Raw genomic sequence first — 18040 nt, 5'->3', positions numbered from 1 at the left:
GAGCTCCCTGTCAGGATTGGACTGACGACCGCTCGCTTACCAAGCTGATTCCGCCAGCTTCCCCCGACCGGATGAACCGACCGCGGCCGGCTCGTATCTCCGCGTCGAGTTGGCGCACAGCTACGACGTCATCACCTCGTCGTAGAATCGTCATGGCTCATCGAGCCGGCCCTGGCCGCGTTAGCTCAGTTGGTAGAGCGTCGCTCTTGTAAAGCGGATGTCGAGAGTTCGAGTCTCTCACGCGGCTCTATTCCTGTCGGCACTAAGGGATAGCGTCGTCTTATGTCAATGACCTGTCTCGGGTGGGAGTCGTTTTTGCAAGCCGTCGGCCAAAGGTGTTCTGCACCAATGCATGTCAGCAGTCACACCGCCGACGCTCGCTCCTGCAGGCATGGCTCGACACCGGAGTATGCGGTCACACGTCGCACCAAGGCCATTACGTCCGGGACTACCTTCATGAGCAGCAGGGAGGTAACTGTGCGATCTGCGGCATCGCGGACGAGTGGAACGGCGTGACCCTGGTGCTCATCGTCGACCACATCGATGGAAACGCAAATAATAATCGTCGTGACAATCTGCGGCTCATTTGTCCCAACCTGTGACAGCCATCTCGTAACTCGGTCGCGATTGCCGTTTTGAACCGGTCATGTGTGACATCCTGTGCGGATGGCCACCGGGGTGTCGCCTTCGGGGGTGGTGACCTTTCTGTTCACCGACGTGGAGGGTTCAACCCGTCGGTGGGAGGCCGACGCATATTCGATGCAGGCCGCTCTCGTAGCCCACGACAAGGTGTTGCGCCAGGTGGTCGAGGCGCACGGCGGCTTCCTGTTCAAGCACACCGGGGACGGTGTGTGCGCGGCATTCTCGTCACCGAAAGCAGCGGTCGATACTGCTGTGGATGCGCAGAGGACGTTGCAGTTGCCGGTGCGGATGGGTCTGGCGACCGGGGAAGCCGAACTGCGGGACGGCGATTATTTCGGGGCCGTGCTGAACCGGGCCGCGAGGGTTATGGCCGCCGGGCATGGTGGTCAGATCCTGCTAGCCGACTCGACGGCGGGTCTGATCACTGGAGTGGACCTGCTCGATCTCGGGCCGCGACGGTTGCGTGATGTGCCAGTTCCGGTCGGGGTGTTTCAAGTACGAGCCGAGGGTCTTCGAACCGAGTTTCCGCCCCTGCGGGCACTGGATACGACGCGGGGGAATCTGCGGCCTGCCACCACGAGTTTGATTGGGCGCGAGTCCGAGGTCGATGAGATCGAAGCGGCAGTCAAGGCGCATCGCCTGGTGACGCTCACCGGCGTGGGTGGGGTCGGCAAGACCCGCCTGGCGGTGGAAGTCGCGGCGCGGGTGGCCGACGAGTTTTCCGACGGCGTATGGCTTTTCGAGCTGGCCGCGGTCACCGATCCTGGGGCAGTGCCCGACGCAGTCGCCGCCGTGCTGGGGATCACCCAACAACCGGGCAAGACCGTGAGCGAATCGGTGGCCGCTGCTTTGGAAAGTCGCGTCCGGCTGTTGGTGATCGACAACTGCGAGCACGTTCTGGTCGCCGCCGCCGACCTGATCGAAGCGATACTGGCGCATTCGGCGACGGTGCGCATCCTGGCCACCAGCCGCGAGGGACTCGGTGTCCCCGACGAGCGGGTTCGGCCGGTGCGCTCGCTGGACGCTGCAATGGGAATCGACTCTTCGGCGGTGACGCTGTTCGTCGAACGCGCTCAAGGCATTGCACCAGGCTTCTCGATGGTCGACTGCAATGAAGCAGCGGCGGTCACCGAGATTTGTCAACGCCTCGACGGCATTCCGTTGGCCATCGAACTGGCCGCTTCCCGGATGGCGTCGATGACCGCTGGTGAGATGCGTGATCGCCTTGATCACCGGTTTAGGCTGCTGGTCGGTTCGCGGCGCGGCCTGGAACGTCACCACACGCTGCGCCATGCGGTGGCCTGGTCCTACGACCTGCTCGATGACACCGAAAAGGCGGTGCTGGAACGCTGTTCGGTGTTCGCGGGCGGATTCGACCTGCAAAGCGCCTGCGCGGTAGCCGGATTCAGCGACTCTGAAGTCTTGGACGAATACGGCGTCCTCGAGATTCTCGACGCGCTCGTGCGCAAGTCGCTCCTGCTCGCCGACCGGTCTTCGGGGCGAACCCGGTTCTCGATGCTGGAGACCATCCGGCAATTCGCCGAAGAACAACTCGTCGCCCGCGACGAAGCATTCGAGATTCGGGCCGCCCACTCGCGGTACTTCGCCGGACGCGAAGCCGACATCCTGGCCTTGTGGGATAGCCCTCGCCAGCGCGAGGCGTACGACTGGCTAAACGTCGAGCTAGCCAATCTGCGTACCGCGTTTCGGTGGGCCGCCGACCACGGCGATCTCGACGCTGCTGCTGCCATCACGACATGTGCTGCATTTCTCGGCTCCTCTCTCGGGAACGCCGAGCCCACAACCTGGGCCGAAGAGCTGGTACAGCCTCTTCGCGCCGTCGATCATCCCCGACTCGCCCCCGTATGCGTGGTCGCATCGCTGTGCTGCATCATCGGACGCTTCGAGGAGGCTGTGCACTATAGCGAGATCGGCCAGACAGTTATCGCAGCTGCTGGCGATACGGTGTCGTACGTCGGTGGGGGCTGGCTCGGCAGTGCGTACGGTTTTGTCGGCCAGCTCGACCGGTGGGTCGAGATATGCCGCGCCCAGCTGGCATTCAATGGCGACACCAACACATTCGCCAGGGCGCACCTGGTGCTCGCGTTAACTGTCTCCGGTTCAACTGACGAGGCGATGGTTACCGCCAACGGGCTTGTCGATGCGGCCGAAGGGAGCCGCAATCCGTGGTTGCTTGCGTACGCACTCCTCGTGTCCGGGGCTGCCTTCCGCGACCCTGAGCCAGGCCGCGCGCTCGAATGGCTGCGCCGCGGTGTTCTCATCGCGCGGGACAGCGGAAACCGTTTCTATGAGACACAACTGGCGTACATGGCGTCCGGCCTTGAGGCCGAACAAGGCGACCGGATGTCGGCGTTGGAATACCTTGCCGTGGCGGTCCGTAATCACCACGAGTCGGGCAACTTCGGCATGGTGCATAACCCATTAGCTATGCTTGCGTGCAATTTCGACCGGTTCGGGCGCTACCTGCCAGCGGCCACCATCGCGGGTTTCGCACGGGTCAATCCCATGACCGCAGCAGGCATCCCCGAACTCGGCACCACGATCGCCCACCTTCGCGAGGTCCTTGGCGAGGCAACCTACGAATCGCTCGCCCGCAAGGGTGAGTCGATGTCCACCGCCGAGATGGTGGCTTACGCTTACGGCCAAATCGACCAGGCCCGAACAGAACTGAACACTGTCGCGGAATAGAAATGATCGCTGACCTTGCCGCGACAGGCGAATGTGGTTCAGCAGACCCGCGTCTACGACGCGACCGCGAAGAGCTGCCATTCGCCGGGCACGCCCTTCAGTTGGTGAGTGCCGCGCGGCTCGAACTCAAGGCCAGACCCGATCCTCGGTGAACGAAATGTACGCAGGGCAGTGCTGCCAGGCTCGTCGGCGGTTGGACGTCGGCGCGTAGAGGTTGTTGGGTCTTGTCTCGAAATGACGTGACACGAGACTCTCACTTCGCCACTACCGCGACGTCTGTCCGTCGAACGTGGGACAGGTAGGCACGTGGCAACGAAGCGCAAAGCGACCTGGATATAGCTGGATTGCAACGAGGAGCCAGACGAGGCGACACCACCGACCGAATGGAGCACCGTAAGAACTGCCCATGCTCGCGCTTCGACCAGTGCCTAGCTTACTTGTTCAACAATTGTCAAACTAAAGCTCTTACACCGGCTTTCAGAAGATTGGCGCGGATTGCCTGCGTTCTTTGCCGATCCTCCGGGTAACCGAAACGTAGAAAATCGAGGCACTGATGTCTTATACGTTTCAGCATCGACCAGCGGCCTTGCCAGCAAGCGGTCGCTATTACCGGCGAAAGCGGTACGCCGACGGTCAGTCCTATTGACGCTCCAGCTGCCTAAGCATCCAGGTAACGTTCGACCCGCCCGTCTTACAAGGCGAGTGCTCTACCACTGAGCTAAGGAGGCCGGTAAAACCGGTGCAAGCCTAACCGCTCAATCGTCGCTGTCGATGATGCGTTGGGACCGCACCGGCCGCACCGACGAGCGCCGCGGTGGGCGCCGGGGCAGCGGGATGCGTTCGGCGATATTGCTCAACGGGTTAACCACCAGCGTGAGCGCCGTGACGGCGTCTTGCAGCGTGGCGATGGCAGGCTCCAGCGCCTCCATCCCGGGCGCCAGCCGGGCGAGGGTGTCGGCGAGGTCGGTCAGCTGTTCCAGGGGCCCGTCCTTGGAGGTGATCTGGTCGATCAGTCCGCCTTCGGCCAGCAGCCGCTCGGCCACCCCGTCCTCAGCCAGCAAGCGCTCGACCATCCCGTCCTCGGCGAGCAACCGATCGGCCAGCCCACCGGGCTGCAGCGCGCGCTGCAGACTGCCGCCTTCCGCAGTCAGACGGTCGAGCAAACCGCCGGGCGATGTCACCAGGTCGACCAAGCCGCCCGGGCGCAGCAACCGGTCCATCGGCCCGTCGGGAGCTACGGCACGTCCCAGCGGCATGTCGTCGTCGAGCAATCTGGCCAGCCGGTTGGCCCGGGCCAGCGCGTCGTCGATCCCGAGCATGTTGGCCATCGCATTCGAGCCGCCGTTGCCGCTGTCGCCCAGCGCCTGCTTCGCCAGTCCCAGGGCCGCGCGGGCGAGGTTCAGGCTCGCCTCGGTGGCCGCTATCCCGATTCGCGCGGGAGCGGTCGCAAGAGCCACGATGCTTTTGCCCAGATCCATGCTGCGAAGTGTATTCGCGCTAAGCCTGAATAGCGCAGCAAGCATTAAGCGGACACAATGAGCACTGGCAGAATCTTGTCAGACCATTGGTACCGACCTCACAGGAATTACACAACCATTGTGAAGGTACCGTTCAACTTGATGCGAGAGAACTGACGTGATGACAGCAGCAACTCAACGCGAATCCACACCGGAGGCTCGTGTCCTCGTCGTCGACGACGAGGACAACATCGTCGAACTTCTCTCAGTGAGTCTCAAGTTCCAGGGATTTGAGGTTTACACCGCGACCAACGGGGCCCAGGCGCTAGATCGTGCCCGCGAGGCCCGCCCGGACGCGGTGATCCTCGACGTGATGATGCCTGGAATGGACGGCTTCGGGGTGCTGCGCCGACTGCGCGCCGACGGCATCGACGCCCCGGCATTATTTCTGACCGCCCGCGATTCTCTGCAGGACAAGATTGCCGGCCTGACCCTGGGCGGCGATGACTATGTCACCAAGCCGTTCAGCCTCGAAGAAGTCGTTGCCCGGCTGCGGGTCATCCTGCGACGGGCCGGCAAGGGCAGCTCCCAACCACGCAACGCCCGCCTGACGTTCGCCGATATCGAGCTCGACGAGGAGACCCACGAGGTGTGGAAGGCCGGCGAGCCAGTGTCGTTGTCACCGACCGAGTTCACGCTGCTGCGCTATTTCGTAATCAATGCGGGCACCGTGCTGAGCAAACCCAAGATTCTTGACCACGTGTGGCGCTACGACTTCGGGGGCGACGTCAACGTCGTCGAGTCCTACGTCTCATATCTGCGCCGCAAAATCGATACCGGGGAGAAGCGGCTGCTGCACACGTTGCGTGGAGTCGGTTATGTATTGCGCGAGCCGCGCTGAACTACCGGGCACTCACGCGGCGAGATAGGCGGATATGGCGAAACAGCGTCGACGTGGATTGCCGCTGCGGGTGGGCCTGGTGGCCGGCACCCTGGTCTTGGTGGCGTGCGGACTGGCGACGTCGGGAATCGCGGTCACCTCGATCCTGCGTCACAGCCTGGTGAGCCGCATCGACTCGACGCTGCTCGAGGCTTCGCGCAGCTGGGCGCAGGCGCCGCGACGCCAATTGGCGCCACCCTACGAGGGCCCCGACCCGGGCCGCCCGCCGTCGAAGTTCTACGTGCGCGGCATCGGCGTCGACGGCGCCACCTTCACCGCCATCAACGACCGCAACGCCGAACCGGCCCTGCCGCCCAGCAATGACGTCGGTCCCTATCCGACGACGCTTCCGTCGGTCAACGGCTCGAACATTCAGTGGCGGGCCGTGTCGGTGCGCGGACCACACGGGCTTACCACCGTGGCGGTCGATCTGTCCGACGTCCAGCACACGGTTCGCTCCCTGGTCTGGCTGCAGTTCGGCATCGGTGTGGCGGTGCTGGTCGTGGTGGGGCTCGCCGGCTACGCTGTGGTACACCGCAGTCTGCGGCCGCTGGCCGAAGTCGAGAAGACCGCCGCGGCGATCGCTGCGGGCCAGTTGGATCGACGGGTTCCGGAGCGTGACCCCCGGACCGAGGTCGGCCGACTTTCCTTGGCGCTCAACGGGATGCTTGCGCAGATCCAGCAAGCGCTGGCTTCCTCGGAGTCGTCGGCCGAGAAGGCCCGCGGCTCGGAGGAGCGGATGCGACGGTTCATCACCGACGCCAGCCACGAGCTGCGCACCCCATTGACGACCATCCGCGGGTTCGCGGAGTTGTACCGGCAGGGCGCCGCGCGCGATGTGGCCATGCTGCTGTCGCGCATCGAAAGCGAAGCCAGCCGAATGGGTCTGCTGGTCGACGATTTACTGCTGCTGGCCCGGCTGGACGTGCAGCGCCCGCTCGAACACCATCGGGTGGATCTGCTGGCGTTGGCCAGCGACGCCGTGCACGACGCGGAGGCGATGGACCCCAAGCGCGGCATCACCATGCAGGTGCTCGATGGCCCGGGAACCCCCGAGGTGCTGGGCGACGAGGCGCGGTTGCGTCAGGTGCTGAGCAACCTCATTGCCAACGCCATCCAGCACACCCCGGAGACTGCCGATATCACGGTCCGGGTGGGAACCGACGGCGACGACGCCGTGCTCGAGGTCGCCGACAAAGGTCCCGGCATGACCGAAGAGGATGCCGGACGGGTGTTCGAGAGGTTTTACCGCACCGACTCGTCACGGGCCCGGGCCAGCGGTGGCACCGGGCTGGGACTCTCGATCGTCGACTCACTGGTGCGTGCGCACGGTGGCGTCGTCACCGTGCGCACCGCGCCGGGCGAAGGTTGCTGCTTCCGGGTCAGCATGCCGCGCGTCAGCGATGTCGCGGCACACGTTTAACACCCGCCGAGCGTGCGCAAATGTACGTCTTTGACGGCGAATTTGCGTACATTTGCGCGCGCTCGGCGGCCGGCCGGGGCCTCAAGTCAATTGGGTCAGGGCCGCCTTGATCTTGGCCTGCGCGTCATCCAGCGATTCCGGCGAAGGATTGCGGTCGACGTTGGCGAAACCGAAGTCGCTCAGGCTACGGGTCGGGAACACGTGAACGTGCAGATGGGGCACCTCCAGCCCGGCGATGATCACTCCGGCACGCTCGGCCCGGAATGCCCGGCAGACCGCCTTGCCGATCAGCTGGCTCACCGCCATGACGCGGTTGAACGCTGCGCTGTCGACCTCTTGCCACTGGTCGATCTCGGCGCGGGGCACCACCAACGTGTGTCCTTGCGTCATGGGTTCGATCGTCAAGAATGCGACGACGTCGTCATCCTCGTACACGAAGCGGCCGGGCAGTTCACGGTTGATGATCTTGGTGAAGATCGACGGCATGCGCTCAAGCATAGGTGCGGCGAAAGTGCCGCCGGCGCCGACCGCTAGGTCTGCGACTCCTCCTTGCCGAACTTCATCATCTCCGGGTTCCAGTACCCGCGCAGGTTGGTGATCAGGGCGGCGTCATTGACGCGGTAGGTGAAGACGCCACGGACCTCGCCGGTGAAGCCGCCCTCAAACCTGCTGTGCAGCACCAGAATATGAGCAATTTCATTGGGTGAGCTCGAGGGGAACGTCTCTTCGCAGGTGATCGTCAGCTGGTTGGGGGCGATGGTCTTGTCGTAAAAGCCGGCGACGGCTTCTTTCCCGCGGATGCCGGTGCCGTCGGGGTTGGTGACGGACTTGCCGATCGGGTCCTCGACGACGACATCGTCGGCCATCAGGGCCAGCCAGCCCTCCCGATCGTGGGCCTGCACGCACCGCCACGACGACTGGGATGCGGTCAGCGCGGGCGATTCGACCGTTTGGGTCACCGGTCAGCGTCCGTGTACCGGATGACGCCTCGAATGTTCTTGCCGTCCAGCATGTCTTGGTAGCCCTCGTTGATCTGCTCCAGTCGGTACTGGGTGGTGACCATGTCGTCGAGGTTGAGCTTGCCGGCCTTGTACATCGCCAGCAATTGCGGGATGTCGTATTGCGGGTTGCCACCGCCGAAGATGGTGCCCTGCAAGTTCTTCTGCATCAGCGTGAGCATCGCCAGGTTCAGGGTCACGTTGGTGTCCAGCAGGCTGCCGATCGCTGTCGCCACACAAGTGCCGCCCTTGGCGGTGATGTTCAGGTAGCTGTCGATGTCGCCGCCATGCAGCTCACCGACGGTCACGATCACCTTGTGGGCCATCAGGCCGTAGGTGACTTCCATGATCCCCATCAGCGCGGCGTTGATGTCGGGGTAGACGTGGGTGGCGCCGAACTTCAGGGCCTGATCGCGCTTCCACTCCACCGGGTCGATCGCGAAGATGTAGCGGGCGCCGGCGGCGACGGCGCCTTGCAGCGCTGCCATGCCTACTCCGCCGACACCGACGATCGCGACGTCCTGGCCGGGCCGGATGTCGGCGGTGCGGACCGCCGAACCGTAGCCGGTGGTGACACCGCAGCCGACCAGCGCGGCCACCTCGAACGGAACGGACGGGTCGATCTTCACCACCGAGCTGCGGTGCACGACCATGTAGGGCGAGAACGTCCCCAGCAGCGTCATCGGGAACACGTTCTGCCCGCGGGCCTGGATGCGGAACGTACCGTCACTCACCGCCGCGCCGGCCAGCAGCCCGGCACCGAGGTCGCACAGGTTGCGCATGCCCGCCTGGCAGGTCGGACACTGCCCACAAGAGGGGATGAACGACAGCACCACGTGGTCACCGGGCGCAAGGTCCTCCACGCCGGGCCCGACCTCGGTGACAATGCCCGCACCCTCGTGACCGCCGAGCACCGGGAAGCCCGCCATCGGGATGCCGCCGGTAACCAGATGGTGGTCGGAGTGGCACATGCCCGCCGCTTCCATCTGGATCTTGACCTCGTCCTTGACGGGGTCGCCGATCTCGATGTCCTCGATGGACCAGGGCTGGTTGAACTCCCAGATCAGTGCGCCTTTTGTCTTCACGTTGGACCTGACCCCATTTCGCCTTTGAAAGAGTGCCTGGCCCCATCATGCCTGGCACGGTAGTGACGAGTGCCACAGGGCACTCTTGCCGGTCAGCATAGCCGTCCAACGAAACAAATGCTTGGTTGGGTCGGGCTAACCGGCGGGCTCACCAGATCGGGACGGGCGCCTGCCCCAGCGGGTAGTAGCCGGGCAACTTCTCACCGGCCAAGCTGCGCTCGATCCGCTTCTGCATTCCCTTGGAGAGCTTCCCGGCCTTCATCAGGTCCAGGTAGAGCGCCTGGACGTGGCCGAAGTCGAAGAAGTCGCGTTGCCATTCGATCTTGCCGTCGGAGTTGAGCCGGAACCAGCTGCCGCCGATCCCGTAGATCTCGGACTGCGAGCCGTCGGCGTCCGTCGCAACCTGCTTCCAGAATCCGACGATCTCGCCCTGCTTGTCGTCGATGATGACCTTCTGATACGGGTACTGCCAGTTCTCCAGCCCCTCCATCTCGAGGCCCAGTGCGATGTCGCGGATCTCGTCGATGCCGACGCACATCACGTCTTCTTTCGGGCCGATGTTCCACCCGTAGGTCGCGTCGTCGGCGTAGAAATCCGCCAGTGGCTTCCAGTCGCCTGACCGTTCGGCCGACCGGTTGGCCTCCAGCCAGCGTTCGACCCAGTCCTCGAGTGCCTCCCGCGAGTGTGATGACATGAGTCAGTCTTCTTTCTCTTGGATGAATAGTGCTTGGGTAGGGCAGGATTCGACCGCCCGCTCGACTTCGTCGCGGGCGTCTTCCGGCGGTTCGGGGTCGACGATCTCTACCTTGCCCCGCTTGGGTACGTGGAAGAAGTCCGGTGCCTCCAATTCACACATGGCGTGTCCTTGGCACAAATCCAGATCCGCTTTGATCCGAAATCCATTCGAGCCCATAGTATTAATCCTTACGCGCCGCGCCTGCGATAGCGGACCTTGGCCGGCTTGGCCAGCTGCACGACCATCTTGGAGTGGTCATTGTGATAGCTGTCGGCGGGCTGTGCCATCTCGAACTCGTACTCGCGCAACAGCACTGAGAAGATGGCTTTGATCTGCATCTGGGCGAAGGCGGCTCCGACGCACCGATGCCGCCCCGCCCCGAACGGGATCCAGGTCCACCGATTCACCAGATCCTCCTGGCGGGGTTTCTCGTAGCGGTCCGGATCGAACGCATCGGGGTTCGGGAAATCCTCCGGAATCCGATTCGAAATTGCCGGAGAGGCGGCGACGAAGTCACCGTCGTGGATCGGGAAGCCCTCGACCTCGAACTCGCCCTTCGCCACCCGCATCAGGATGATCAGCGGCGGATGCAGTCGCAGCGTCTCCTTGAGTACGTTCTCCAGCTTCGGAATCTGGCGCAGCGCATGGAAACTCACCTCTTGACCGTCGGCATAGAGCTCGTCGAGCTCCTTGACCACCTCGACGTAGACGTCGGAGTGGCGGATCAGCTCGATCAGCGTCCACGCTGACGTACCCGAGCTGGTGTGGTGCCCGGCGAACATCAGCGAGATGAACATGCCGGTGATCTCATCGGCGGAGAACCGAAGGTTGCCCTCCTCGTCTTTGATGGACACCAGCACGTCCAGCATGTCGCGGTCACCCTTGTCCTTCGGCGGGTTGGCGATCCGCTGGTCCATGATCTCCTGGACCAGCGCCACCAGGTCTTTGCGGGCCTGGTCGCGGCGACGGAAACTCTCGATCGGCAGGTAGGGGTCGACGTAACACAGCGGGTCGGTACCGCGCTCCAGCTCGTGGTAGTAGTGGGCGAACCGGGCGTCGAGCTGATTGCGGAACTTCAGCCCGATCAGGCAAGCGGTCGAGGTGTAGATGGTCAATTCGGCGAAGAAGTCCAGCAATTCGATCTCGCCCTCGTCACCCCAGTCGGCGATCATCTTCTTCACTTCGCCTTCGATGGTGGTGGCGTGACCCTTCATGTGCTCACCGCGTAACGCCGAGTTGTGCAGCATCTCCTTGCGCCGCTCCGGGCTGGCGTCGAACACCACGCCCTTGCCGAAGATGGGGGTCATGAACGGGTAGGCCTCGGCTTGGTCCAGATCCTCGTCGGCGGAACGGAAGAAGAACTCGTTGGCTCCTGCGCCAGACAGCAGGATGACGTGCTTGTCCGCCAGCTGGAACCAGCCCACATCCCCGCACTCCTCGCGGGTGCGCTTCATCAGGCCGATGGGATCGGTGCGGAATTCTTCGAGGTGCCCGTGCTCTTCCTCACCGCCGGAGACCCGTGGTACGACGGCCGTTGTCGTCATGAGTCCAGCTCTTTCTCATCGACTTTCAGTTGTTGACGTTCTTTCGCTTCGGCCAGCGGCGCCTCGGGTTGAACCTCCATGTTGACCACGAAACCACCCCTGGGCGTCTCGGCGACGAATGTGATTGCGCGGGCGAGGTCAGATGCCCGCAGGAAGTAGTTGTGCCGCGCCTGGCCCCACTTGGCCCAGTCCTCCAGCGCGGGACCGATCGACTCCAGGGGCAGGCTCCAGCCCATTCCGGTCTTCGTTGGTCCCGGGTGCACGATCGAGGCGCGAACGCCGGTGCCCTCGAGCTCCATCTGCAGGTTGGTAACCATCGCCACCAGTGCGGCTTTCGCCGCACCGTAGGCCCCCATGTGCGGGCGCTGGCGCAGGGCGACATCGGAGCCGACGAAGATGAGGTCGCCGCGCCGGCGCTCGATCATGCCCGGAAGTACCGCGGTGGCCAATCGGTTCGCTCCGATGAGATGAATCTGTACCTGTGATTCGAAAGTCTCGGTGTCGATTTCGTGCAGTTTGCCGAAGTAGGTGTCGCCGGCGCCGGTGACGAGTACCTCGATGTCGCCGAGTTGCTCGGCAGCTTGGTGCACGAATCCTTTGACCGAGTCCGCGTCGGTGACGTCGAGCGGCAACGCGATGGCCTCACCGCCGTCCGCACGGATCTTTTCGGCGATCTCCTGACACTTCTCCAGACGCCGCGCACCCAAGGCGACCGGAAAGCCATGAGCGGCAAGCTCAATCGCGGTTGCCTCTCCGATTCCCGACGATGCGCCCGCGACGATCGCGGGCCTGCGCGCCGGATGTGGTTCGAAACGCGGCATCTCAGGAGACCTCCACGGTGATGGGTAGGTGGGCGAACCCGCGGACATTACTGGAGTGGACGCGGACGGCGTTGGCCTCGTCAACCTGATACCCGCGGATTCGCTTGAAGAGTTCGGTGAGCGCGACCCGGGCTTCCATCCGGGCCAGATGGGCACCCAGGCAGAAGTGCGCGCCGCTGCCGAAACTCATGAGTTTGGACCCGATTTCGCGTCCGATCAAATAGTCGTCGGGATTGTCGAACACCCGCTCGTCGCGATGGGCGGAGCCGGGTAGGAGTAGCACGACGTCGCCTTCGGGGATCGTCGTGTCGTAGAGGTTGAGTTCTCCGGAGACGGTGCGGGCCAGGATCTGACTCGATGTGTCATAGCGCAGGGTTTCCTCGACCCACAGCGGCACCCGGGACAAGTCGGCGTAGATCGGGGTCAGTTGATCGGGGTTCTTGTGGCCCCAGAATGCGGCATTGGCAAGGAGTTTGGTGGTTGTCTCGTTGCCGGCGATCACCATCAGGAACATGAACCCCAGGACTTCCTGGTCGGTGAGGCGGTCGCCGTTGATCTCGGCTTCGAGCAGCGCCGACGTGAGATCGTCGGTCGGCGTCTTGCGGCGCTCCGCGATCATCGCCTGGTAGTAGACGATCAGGTTGATCGACGCCTCGATGGCCGAAGCCGGAACGTCGGTGACGCCGTCCTCCCGGTGCATCACGCCGTCGGCCATGGCACGGATGCGGTCGCGGTCTGCGACCGGCACACCCATCAGTTCCGAGATCACGTCCATGGGCAGCTTGCCGGCGAATTCCGCCACGTAGTCGACAGTTTCGGAGCCGGCCGCCTTCTCCAGCATGGTGTCGAGGTGCTGCGCGGCCAGCTCGGTGACCCGCGGCTCGAGTTCGCGAATCCGGCGCGGCGTGAAGCCCTTTGACACCAGCGTGCGCAACCGCAGATGGTCGGGGTCGTCCATGGCCAGGAACGACATCGTCTTGGACGCGTGCGGACCGCGGGACACCGGATCGAGGGAGACGCCGTCGCGGTTGGACAGTGTGGTGCTGTTGCGAAAGCCCTGCAGCACATCACTATGCCGCGACAACGCCCAGAAGCCGAGCTTCTCGTTGTGGTAGAGCGGCGCCTCGTCGCGCAGCCGCTTGTAGTACGGGTAGGGATCTTCGTGGAAGTCGTAGTCGTAGGGATCGAGCACCAGCTCCGGGCCGCCAACTTGAACTGTCATTGCTCGCTCCCGCTACTTCCGGATCCGGCCAGGATGAGCCGTACCACGTCGGCCAGCCGGTCCGCGATCTTGTGATAGGTGGACTCCCCGCTGCCGGCCTGCACCAGTGCGCCGAAGAAGGCCATTTCGAGCGCCGACACCGTGCTGGGGTCCGCGCCGGGTCCGATGGCCGAGGTGATGCGGCGGTGAATCTCCGCGCCGATCCGGTCGCGGGCGTCGCGCACGGCGGGATCGTTGCCGCCGCCGAGCAACGCCGCGGTACACGCCGCGCCGACCTCGGGTTCGTCAGCGACCACCAACGCCAAATGGCGCAGCACCTGATGTACCCGGGTCGGCATGGGTTCGTTGACATCGGTGAAGTACGGAACTTGCCGCACCAGGTCGAGGTAGACCTCGGCGATCAGGTGGTTCTTTGACGAGAAGTAGGTGTAGGCGGTCGCCGGGGCCACTTTGGCTCGCGCCGCCACCATGCGCACGGTCAGGTCGGCGTAGGAGTTCTCGCGCAGCGTCTCCATGCCGGCCAACAGCACCTTGCGGAAGGTTTCCTCTTGGCGGCGGTTGCGTGGCGCGCCGCCGGCCTGGTGCTGGGGTTGCGCGGTAACCAGTGCATCGCTGGACACATGTCCAAGCTAGAGGATGCTTACCTCGAGAAGCAACCCCGAGCGTTAAAACGGAGTTGACATGGGATCTTGTGGTACCGCTGAGACCGGCCCTTGCACCCTTGTCAACCCGAACGCTATGGTTCCAAGAAGCGATATCGGACAAGTGTCCATTCGATTGGAGCGAGACATGGCGTTGGTCGCCGACGGCGTGAGTGCACTTTTCATCGACGGCAAACCGTGTCCGGGCAGTGCGGGCACCTTCCCGACGATCAATCCCGCCACCGAGGAAGTGCTGGGTGTCGCTGCCGACGCCGACGCCGATGACATGGGCCGCGCCATCGACGCCGCGCGGCGCGCGTTCGACGAGACCGACTGGTCGCGCAACACCGAACTGCGGGTCCGGTGTGTACGCCAGCTGCGTGACGCGATGCAGCAACACACTGAGGAATTGCGCGAGATCACCATCGCAGAAGTGGGTGCGCCGCGAATGCTCACCGCCGCCGCGCAGTTGGAGGGCCCGGTCAACGACCTGGCGTTCTCGGCGGACACGGCCGAATCCTATGCATGGAACCAGGATCTCGGTGACGCGGCGCCGATGGGAATCCCCACCCGCCGCACCATAACGCGAGAAGCCGTCGGCGTCGTCGGCGCGATCACCCCGTGGAATTTTCCGCACCAGATCAATCTCGCCAAGCTGGGCCCCGCGCTGGCCGCGGGCAACACCATCGTCCTGAAGCCGGCGCCCGACACGCCCTGGTGTGCGGCGGTACTCGGCGAGCTCATCGCCGAGCACACCGACTTTCCAGCCGGAGTGGTCAACATCGTCACCTCCAGCGACCACAGCGTGGGCGCATTGCTGGCGAAAGACCCTCGGGTAGACATGATTTCGTTCACCGGTTCGACGGCTACCGGCCGCAGCGTGATGGCCGATGCCGCAGCCACCATCAAGAAGGTGTTTCTGGAATTGGGTGGAAAGTCGGCCTTCCTCGTGCTCGCCGACGCCGATCTGGCGGGCGCATGCGCCGTTTCGGCGTTCACCGCGTCGATGCACGCCGGACAAGGGTGCGCGATCACAACCCGGCTGGTGGTGCCGAGCACCCGCTATGACGAGGCTGTCGCGATCGCGGCAGGCACCATGGGCTCCATCAAACCCGGGGATCCGAGTGATTCCAAAACCGTTTGCGGGCCGCTCATTTCGGCGCGACAGCGGGATCGGGTACAAGGCTACCTCGATTCGGCGATCGCCGAGGGCGGAACGTTCGCGTGTGGTGGCGGCCGGCCGGCCGGTAGGGACGTCGGTTTCTTCATCGAGCCGACCGTCATCGCGGGCCTGGGCAACGACGCCCGGGTCGCCCGGGAGGAGATCTTCGGCCCCGTCCTCACGGTGATCGCCCACGACGGAGACGACGACGCGGTTCGGATTGCCAACGATTCGCCGTATGGCTTGTCGGGCACCGTGTTCAGCGCTGATCCTGACCGCGCCGCAGCAGTGGCCGCACGATTGCGGGTCGGGACCGTCAACGTCAACGGCGGCGTCTGGTATTCGGCGGATGCGCCGTTCGGCGGTTACAAGCAGTCCGGGAACGGCCGCGAGATGGGGCTTCTCGGCTTCGAGGAATATTTGGAAGCCAAACTCATAGCGACGGCGAACTAACGCCGAGTGTGTGGTTTACCCACGCGCCGGCGCGAAATGCGTGCCATAACCTCACATTGGGCAGGAAGGAAGCCATGTTCGAAAACAAGGTGGCCATCGTCACCGGGGCCGCTCAGGGCATCGGGCAAGCGTACGCCGAAGCCCTGGCCCGCGAGGGTGCCGCTGTGGTCGTCGCCGACATCAACGCCGACGCCGCCGAACGAACGGCCAAGCAGCTCGTCGCCGATGGTGGCACGGCAATCCATGTGCCCGTTGACGTTTCCGACGAAGAGTCGGCGAAGGCAATGGCCGACCGTACAGTCAGCGAATTCGGTGCTATCGACTACCTGGTGAACAACGCCGCGATCTACGGCGGCATGAAGCTCGACCTGCTGCTGACCGTGCCGCTGGACTACTACAAGAAGTTTATGAGCGTCAACCACGACGGAGTGCTGGTGTGTACGCGCGCGGTGTACAAGCACATGGCCAAAAGGGGCGGCGGCGCGATCGTCAACCAGTCGTCCACCGCGGCGTGGCTGTATTCAAACTTCTACGGCCTGGCCAAAGTCGGCGTCAACGGGCTGACCCAGCAGCTTTCCCGGGAGTTGGGCGGCCAGAAGATCCGGATCAACGCGATCGCACCCGGGCCGATCGATACCGAAGCCACCAAGAGCGTCACGCCCGGCGAACTGGTCAAGCAGATGGTGCAGCAGATTCCGTTGAGCCGGATGGGGACGCCGGAGGATTTGGTGGGGATGTGCCTGTTTCTGCTGAGCGACCAGGCCTCCTGGATCACCGGCCAGATCTTCAATGTCGACGGCGGACAGATCATCCGATCGTAGAGGAGCAACGCGTGTCCGAAAACCAACCCAAACTGGGCTACATCGGCCTGGGCAAGCAGGGCGCACCGATGGCCATGCGGCTGATCGACTGGCCCGGCGGTCTCATCGTGTTCGACATCCGCACCGAGGCGATGACGCCGTTCGCCGAGAAGGGCGCGCAGCTGGCCGACAGCGTCGCCGACATCGCGGAGGCCGACATCATCAGCGTCACTGTCCTGGACGACGCGCAGGTGCGCGAGGTGGTGGGCGCGCTGAGCCCGAATGTCAAGCCCGGCACCGTGATCGCGATTCACTCCACGATCAGCGATACGACCGCCGTCGAGTTAGCCCAAGAACTCGAGCCGCAAGGCATTCACATTGTGGATGCGCCCGTCAGCGGTAGCGGGCGGGCCGCCAAGAAGGGTGAGCTGGCCGCCATGGTGGGTGCCACCGACGAGGCGTTCGCACTAGTCAAGGAGCCGTTCTCGCTGTGGGCGTCGTTAGTGGTCCACGCGGGAAAGCCGGGCGCCGGAACGCGAATGAAGTTGGCCCGCAACATGCTTCACAACATTTCTTTCGCGGCAGCATGTGAGGCATCGAAGTTGGCTGAAAAATGTGGGCTGAACCTGCAAGATCTCGGGCAGGTGGTTCGTCACTCCGATGCCATCACGGGTGGCGCCGGCTCGATCATGTTCCGCGATGACACCAAACCCATTCCACCGGACAGCTTCCTGTATCAGCCGTTTTTACACGCGCGCATACTCGGTGAGAAGGATCTGAGCCTGGCACTGGCGCTGGGCGAGGCGGTGTCGGTAGACCTGCCCTTGGCACAGGTCGCGCTCGAACGACTGGCCGAGGGTCTCGGCGTGCCGCACACAGCGTCGACGGAGGAGTGAACATGGACGAACTGCGCCGCAAGGGCCTCGAGAAGATGAACGAGGTCTACGGCTGGGAGATGCCCAACATCGAGGGCGACCCATACTTCGACCTGACCGTCGATCACCTGTTCGGCAGCATCTGGACGCGACCAGGGTTGTCGATGCGCGACAAGCGCATCATGACGTTGACGGCGGTGACCGCCGCCGGAAATCGCGACCTGGCCGAGATCCAGATCAATGCCGCCCTGCTCAACGGGGAACTCACCGAGACCGAACTGAAGGAGATGGCCGTCTTCCTCACGCACTATCTCGGGTTTCCGCGGGGTTCGGGACTCAATGGCGCGGTCGACACCGTCGTGGCAAAGCGCAAGAAGGCCGCGGCCAAGGGCGCCGGCGAGGACAAGAAGGCCAACGTCGGCAACGCGTTGAAGATGCATTCGGGTACCAAGCCGGACTGAGTTTTCCTAGCCGGGCAGCCAACGAAGCCGACGGAGCGCCGTTGACGCATAAAACGACGCCGAATTGCTCG

17 protein-coding genes and 1 tRNA gene are annotated in these 18040 nt (G+C 63.9%); 8 read left to right on the top strand and 10 right to left on the bottom strand.

Annotated elements, in window-relative coordinates:
• Positions 1 to 174: 174 nt before the first annotated feature.
• Both A9W99_RS00445 and A9W99_RS00435 read left to right on the top strand, forming a co-directional pair.
• Positions 175 to 247 (top strand) — tRNA-Thr (locus A9W99_RS00445).
• Between the two features lie 419 nt (positions 248 to 666).
• Positions 667 to 3351 (top strand): adenylate/guanylate cyclase domain-containing protein, encoded by a 2685-nt coding sequence (locus A9W99_RS00435; protein WP_067371747.1) that lies wholly within the window; start codon positions 667 to 669, stop codon positions 3349 to 3351.
• A 755-nt stretch (positions 3352 to 4106) separates the two neighbouring features.
• On the opposite strand, the gene A9W99_RS00430 is transcribed toward A9W99_RS00435, so the two are convergent.
• On the bottom strand, positions 4107 to 4829 hold the full coding sequence (locus tag A9W99_RS00430; RefSeq protein ID WP_067371744.1) for a hypothetical protein: 723 nt from the start codon (positions 4827 to 4829) through the stop codon (positions 4107 to 4109).
• A 160-nt stretch (positions 4830 to 4989) separates the two neighbouring features.
• Between A9W99_RS00430 and phoP the strand changes: the two genes are divergently transcribed.
• Entirely contained in the window at positions 4990 to 5709 is a 720-nt protein-coding gene (gene phoP, locus A9W99_RS00425) for a two-component system response regulator PhoP (RefSeq protein ID WP_067371741.1), read from the top strand.
• 34 nt (positions 5710 to 5743) lie between these two features.
• Positions 5744 to 7171 (top strand): cell wall metabolism sensor histidine kinase WalK, encoded by a 1428-nt coding sequence (locus tag A9W99_RS00420; RefSeq protein WP_067371738.1) that lies wholly within the window; start codon positions 5744 to 5746, stop codon positions 7169 to 7171.
• Between the two features lie 81 nt (positions 7172 to 7252).
• Here the strand turns inward: A9W99_RS00420 and A9W99_RS00415 are convergent, their stop codons facing one another.
• The 9 genes from A9W99_RS00415 to A9W99_RS00375 form a co-directional block, all read right to left on the bottom strand.
• Complete coding sequence (locus A9W99_RS00415) at positions 7253 to 7657, bottom strand: HIT family protein (RefSeq protein WP_067372353.1); 405 nt, start codon at positions 7655 to 7657, stop codon at positions 7253 to 7255.
• 44 nt (positions 7658 to 7701) lie between these two features.
• Positions 7702 to 8130: a ketosteroid isomerase family protein gene (locus tag A9W99_RS00410; RefSeq protein WP_067371735.1), complete on the bottom strand. Its 429-nt coding sequence runs from the start codon at positions 8128 to 8130 to the stop codon at positions 7702 to 7704.
• Entirely contained in the window at positions 8127 to 9254 is a 1128-nt protein-coding gene (locus tag A9W99_RS00405; RefSeq protein ID WP_067371730.1) for an NDMA-dependent alcohol dehydrogenase, read from the bottom strand. The genes A9W99_RS00410 and A9W99_RS00405 overlap by 4 nt, the downstream gene beginning before the upstream one ends.
• A 148-nt stretch (positions 9255 to 9402) precedes the next feature.
• Positions 9403 to 9948: a nuclear transport factor 2 family protein gene (locus A9W99_RS00400; protein ID WP_067371727.1), complete on the bottom strand. Its 546-nt coding sequence runs from the start codon at positions 9946 to 9948 to the stop codon at positions 9403 to 9405.
• Between the two features lie 3 nt (positions 9949 to 9951).
• On the bottom strand, positions 9952 to 10167 hold the full coding sequence (locus A9W99_RS00395) for a ferredoxin (RefSeq protein WP_067233170.1): 216 nt from the start codon (positions 10165 to 10167) through the stop codon (positions 9952 to 9954).
• An 11-nt stretch (positions 10168 to 10178) separates the two neighbouring features.
• Entirely contained in the window at positions 10179 to 11534 is a 1356-nt protein-coding gene (locus tag A9W99_RS00390; protein WP_067371724.1) for a cytochrome P450, read from the bottom strand.
• Entirely contained in the window at positions 11531 to 12355 is an 825-nt protein-coding gene (locus A9W99_RS00385) for an SDR family oxidoreductase (protein ID WP_067371721.1), read from the bottom strand. The genes A9W99_RS00390 and A9W99_RS00385 overlap by 4 nt, the downstream gene beginning before the upstream one ends.
• A gap of 1 nt (position 12356) precedes the next feature.
• Positions 12357 to 13577, bottom strand: a complete 1221-nt coding sequence (locus tag A9W99_RS00380; RefSeq protein ID WP_067371717.1) for a cytochrome P450 — start codon at positions 13575 to 13577, stop codon at positions 12357 to 12359.
• Entirely contained in the window at positions 13574 to 14197 is a 624-nt protein-coding gene (locus A9W99_RS00375) for a TetR/AcrR family transcriptional regulator (RefSeq protein WP_067371714.1), read from the bottom strand. The genes A9W99_RS00380 and A9W99_RS00375 overlap by 4 nt, the downstream gene beginning before the upstream one ends.
• A 169-nt stretch (positions 14198 to 14366) precedes the next feature.
• Here A9W99_RS00375 and A9W99_RS00370 point away from each other — a divergent pair, with 169 nt between their 5' ends.
• The 4 genes from A9W99_RS00370 to A9W99_RS00355 all read left to right on the top strand — a co-directional run bounded on the left by A9W99_RS00370 (position 14367) and on the right by A9W99_RS00355 (position 17969).
• Complete coding sequence (locus A9W99_RS00370; protein WP_067371712.1) at positions 14367 to 15833, top strand: aldehyde dehydrogenase; 1467 nt, start codon at positions 14367 to 14369, stop codon at positions 15831 to 15833.
• Positions 15834 to 15907: 74 nt separating this feature from the next.
• Positions 15908 to 16654, top strand: a complete 747-nt coding sequence (locus tag A9W99_RS00365; RefSeq protein ID WP_067371709.1) for an SDR family oxidoreductase — start codon at positions 15908 to 15910, stop codon at positions 16652 to 16654.
• A gap of 11 nt (positions 16655 to 16665) precedes the next feature.
• Positions 16666 to 17529 carry an NAD(P)-dependent oxidoreductase gene (locus A9W99_RS00360; RefSeq protein WP_067371707.1) on the top strand — a complete coding sequence of 288 codons (864 nt, stop codon included), beginning with the start codon at positions 16666 to 16668 and terminating at the stop codon, positions 17527 to 17529.
• Positions 17530 to 17531: 2 nt separating this feature from the next.
• Positions 17532 to 17969: a carboxymuconolactone decarboxylase family protein gene (locus A9W99_RS00355; RefSeq protein ID WP_067371704.1), complete on the top strand. Its 438-nt coding sequence runs from the start codon at positions 17532 to 17534 to the stop codon at positions 17967 to 17969.
• Positions 17970 to 18040: the final 71 nt, after the last annotated feature.

Origin of the sequence: Mycobacterium sp. 1164966.3, assembly GCF_001665395.1 — a bacterium.
GTDB lineage: Bacteria > Actinomycetota > Actinomycetes > Mycobacteriales > Mycobacteriaceae > Mycobacterium.
This window is presented reverse-complemented; position numbering and strand designations above follow the sequence as displayed.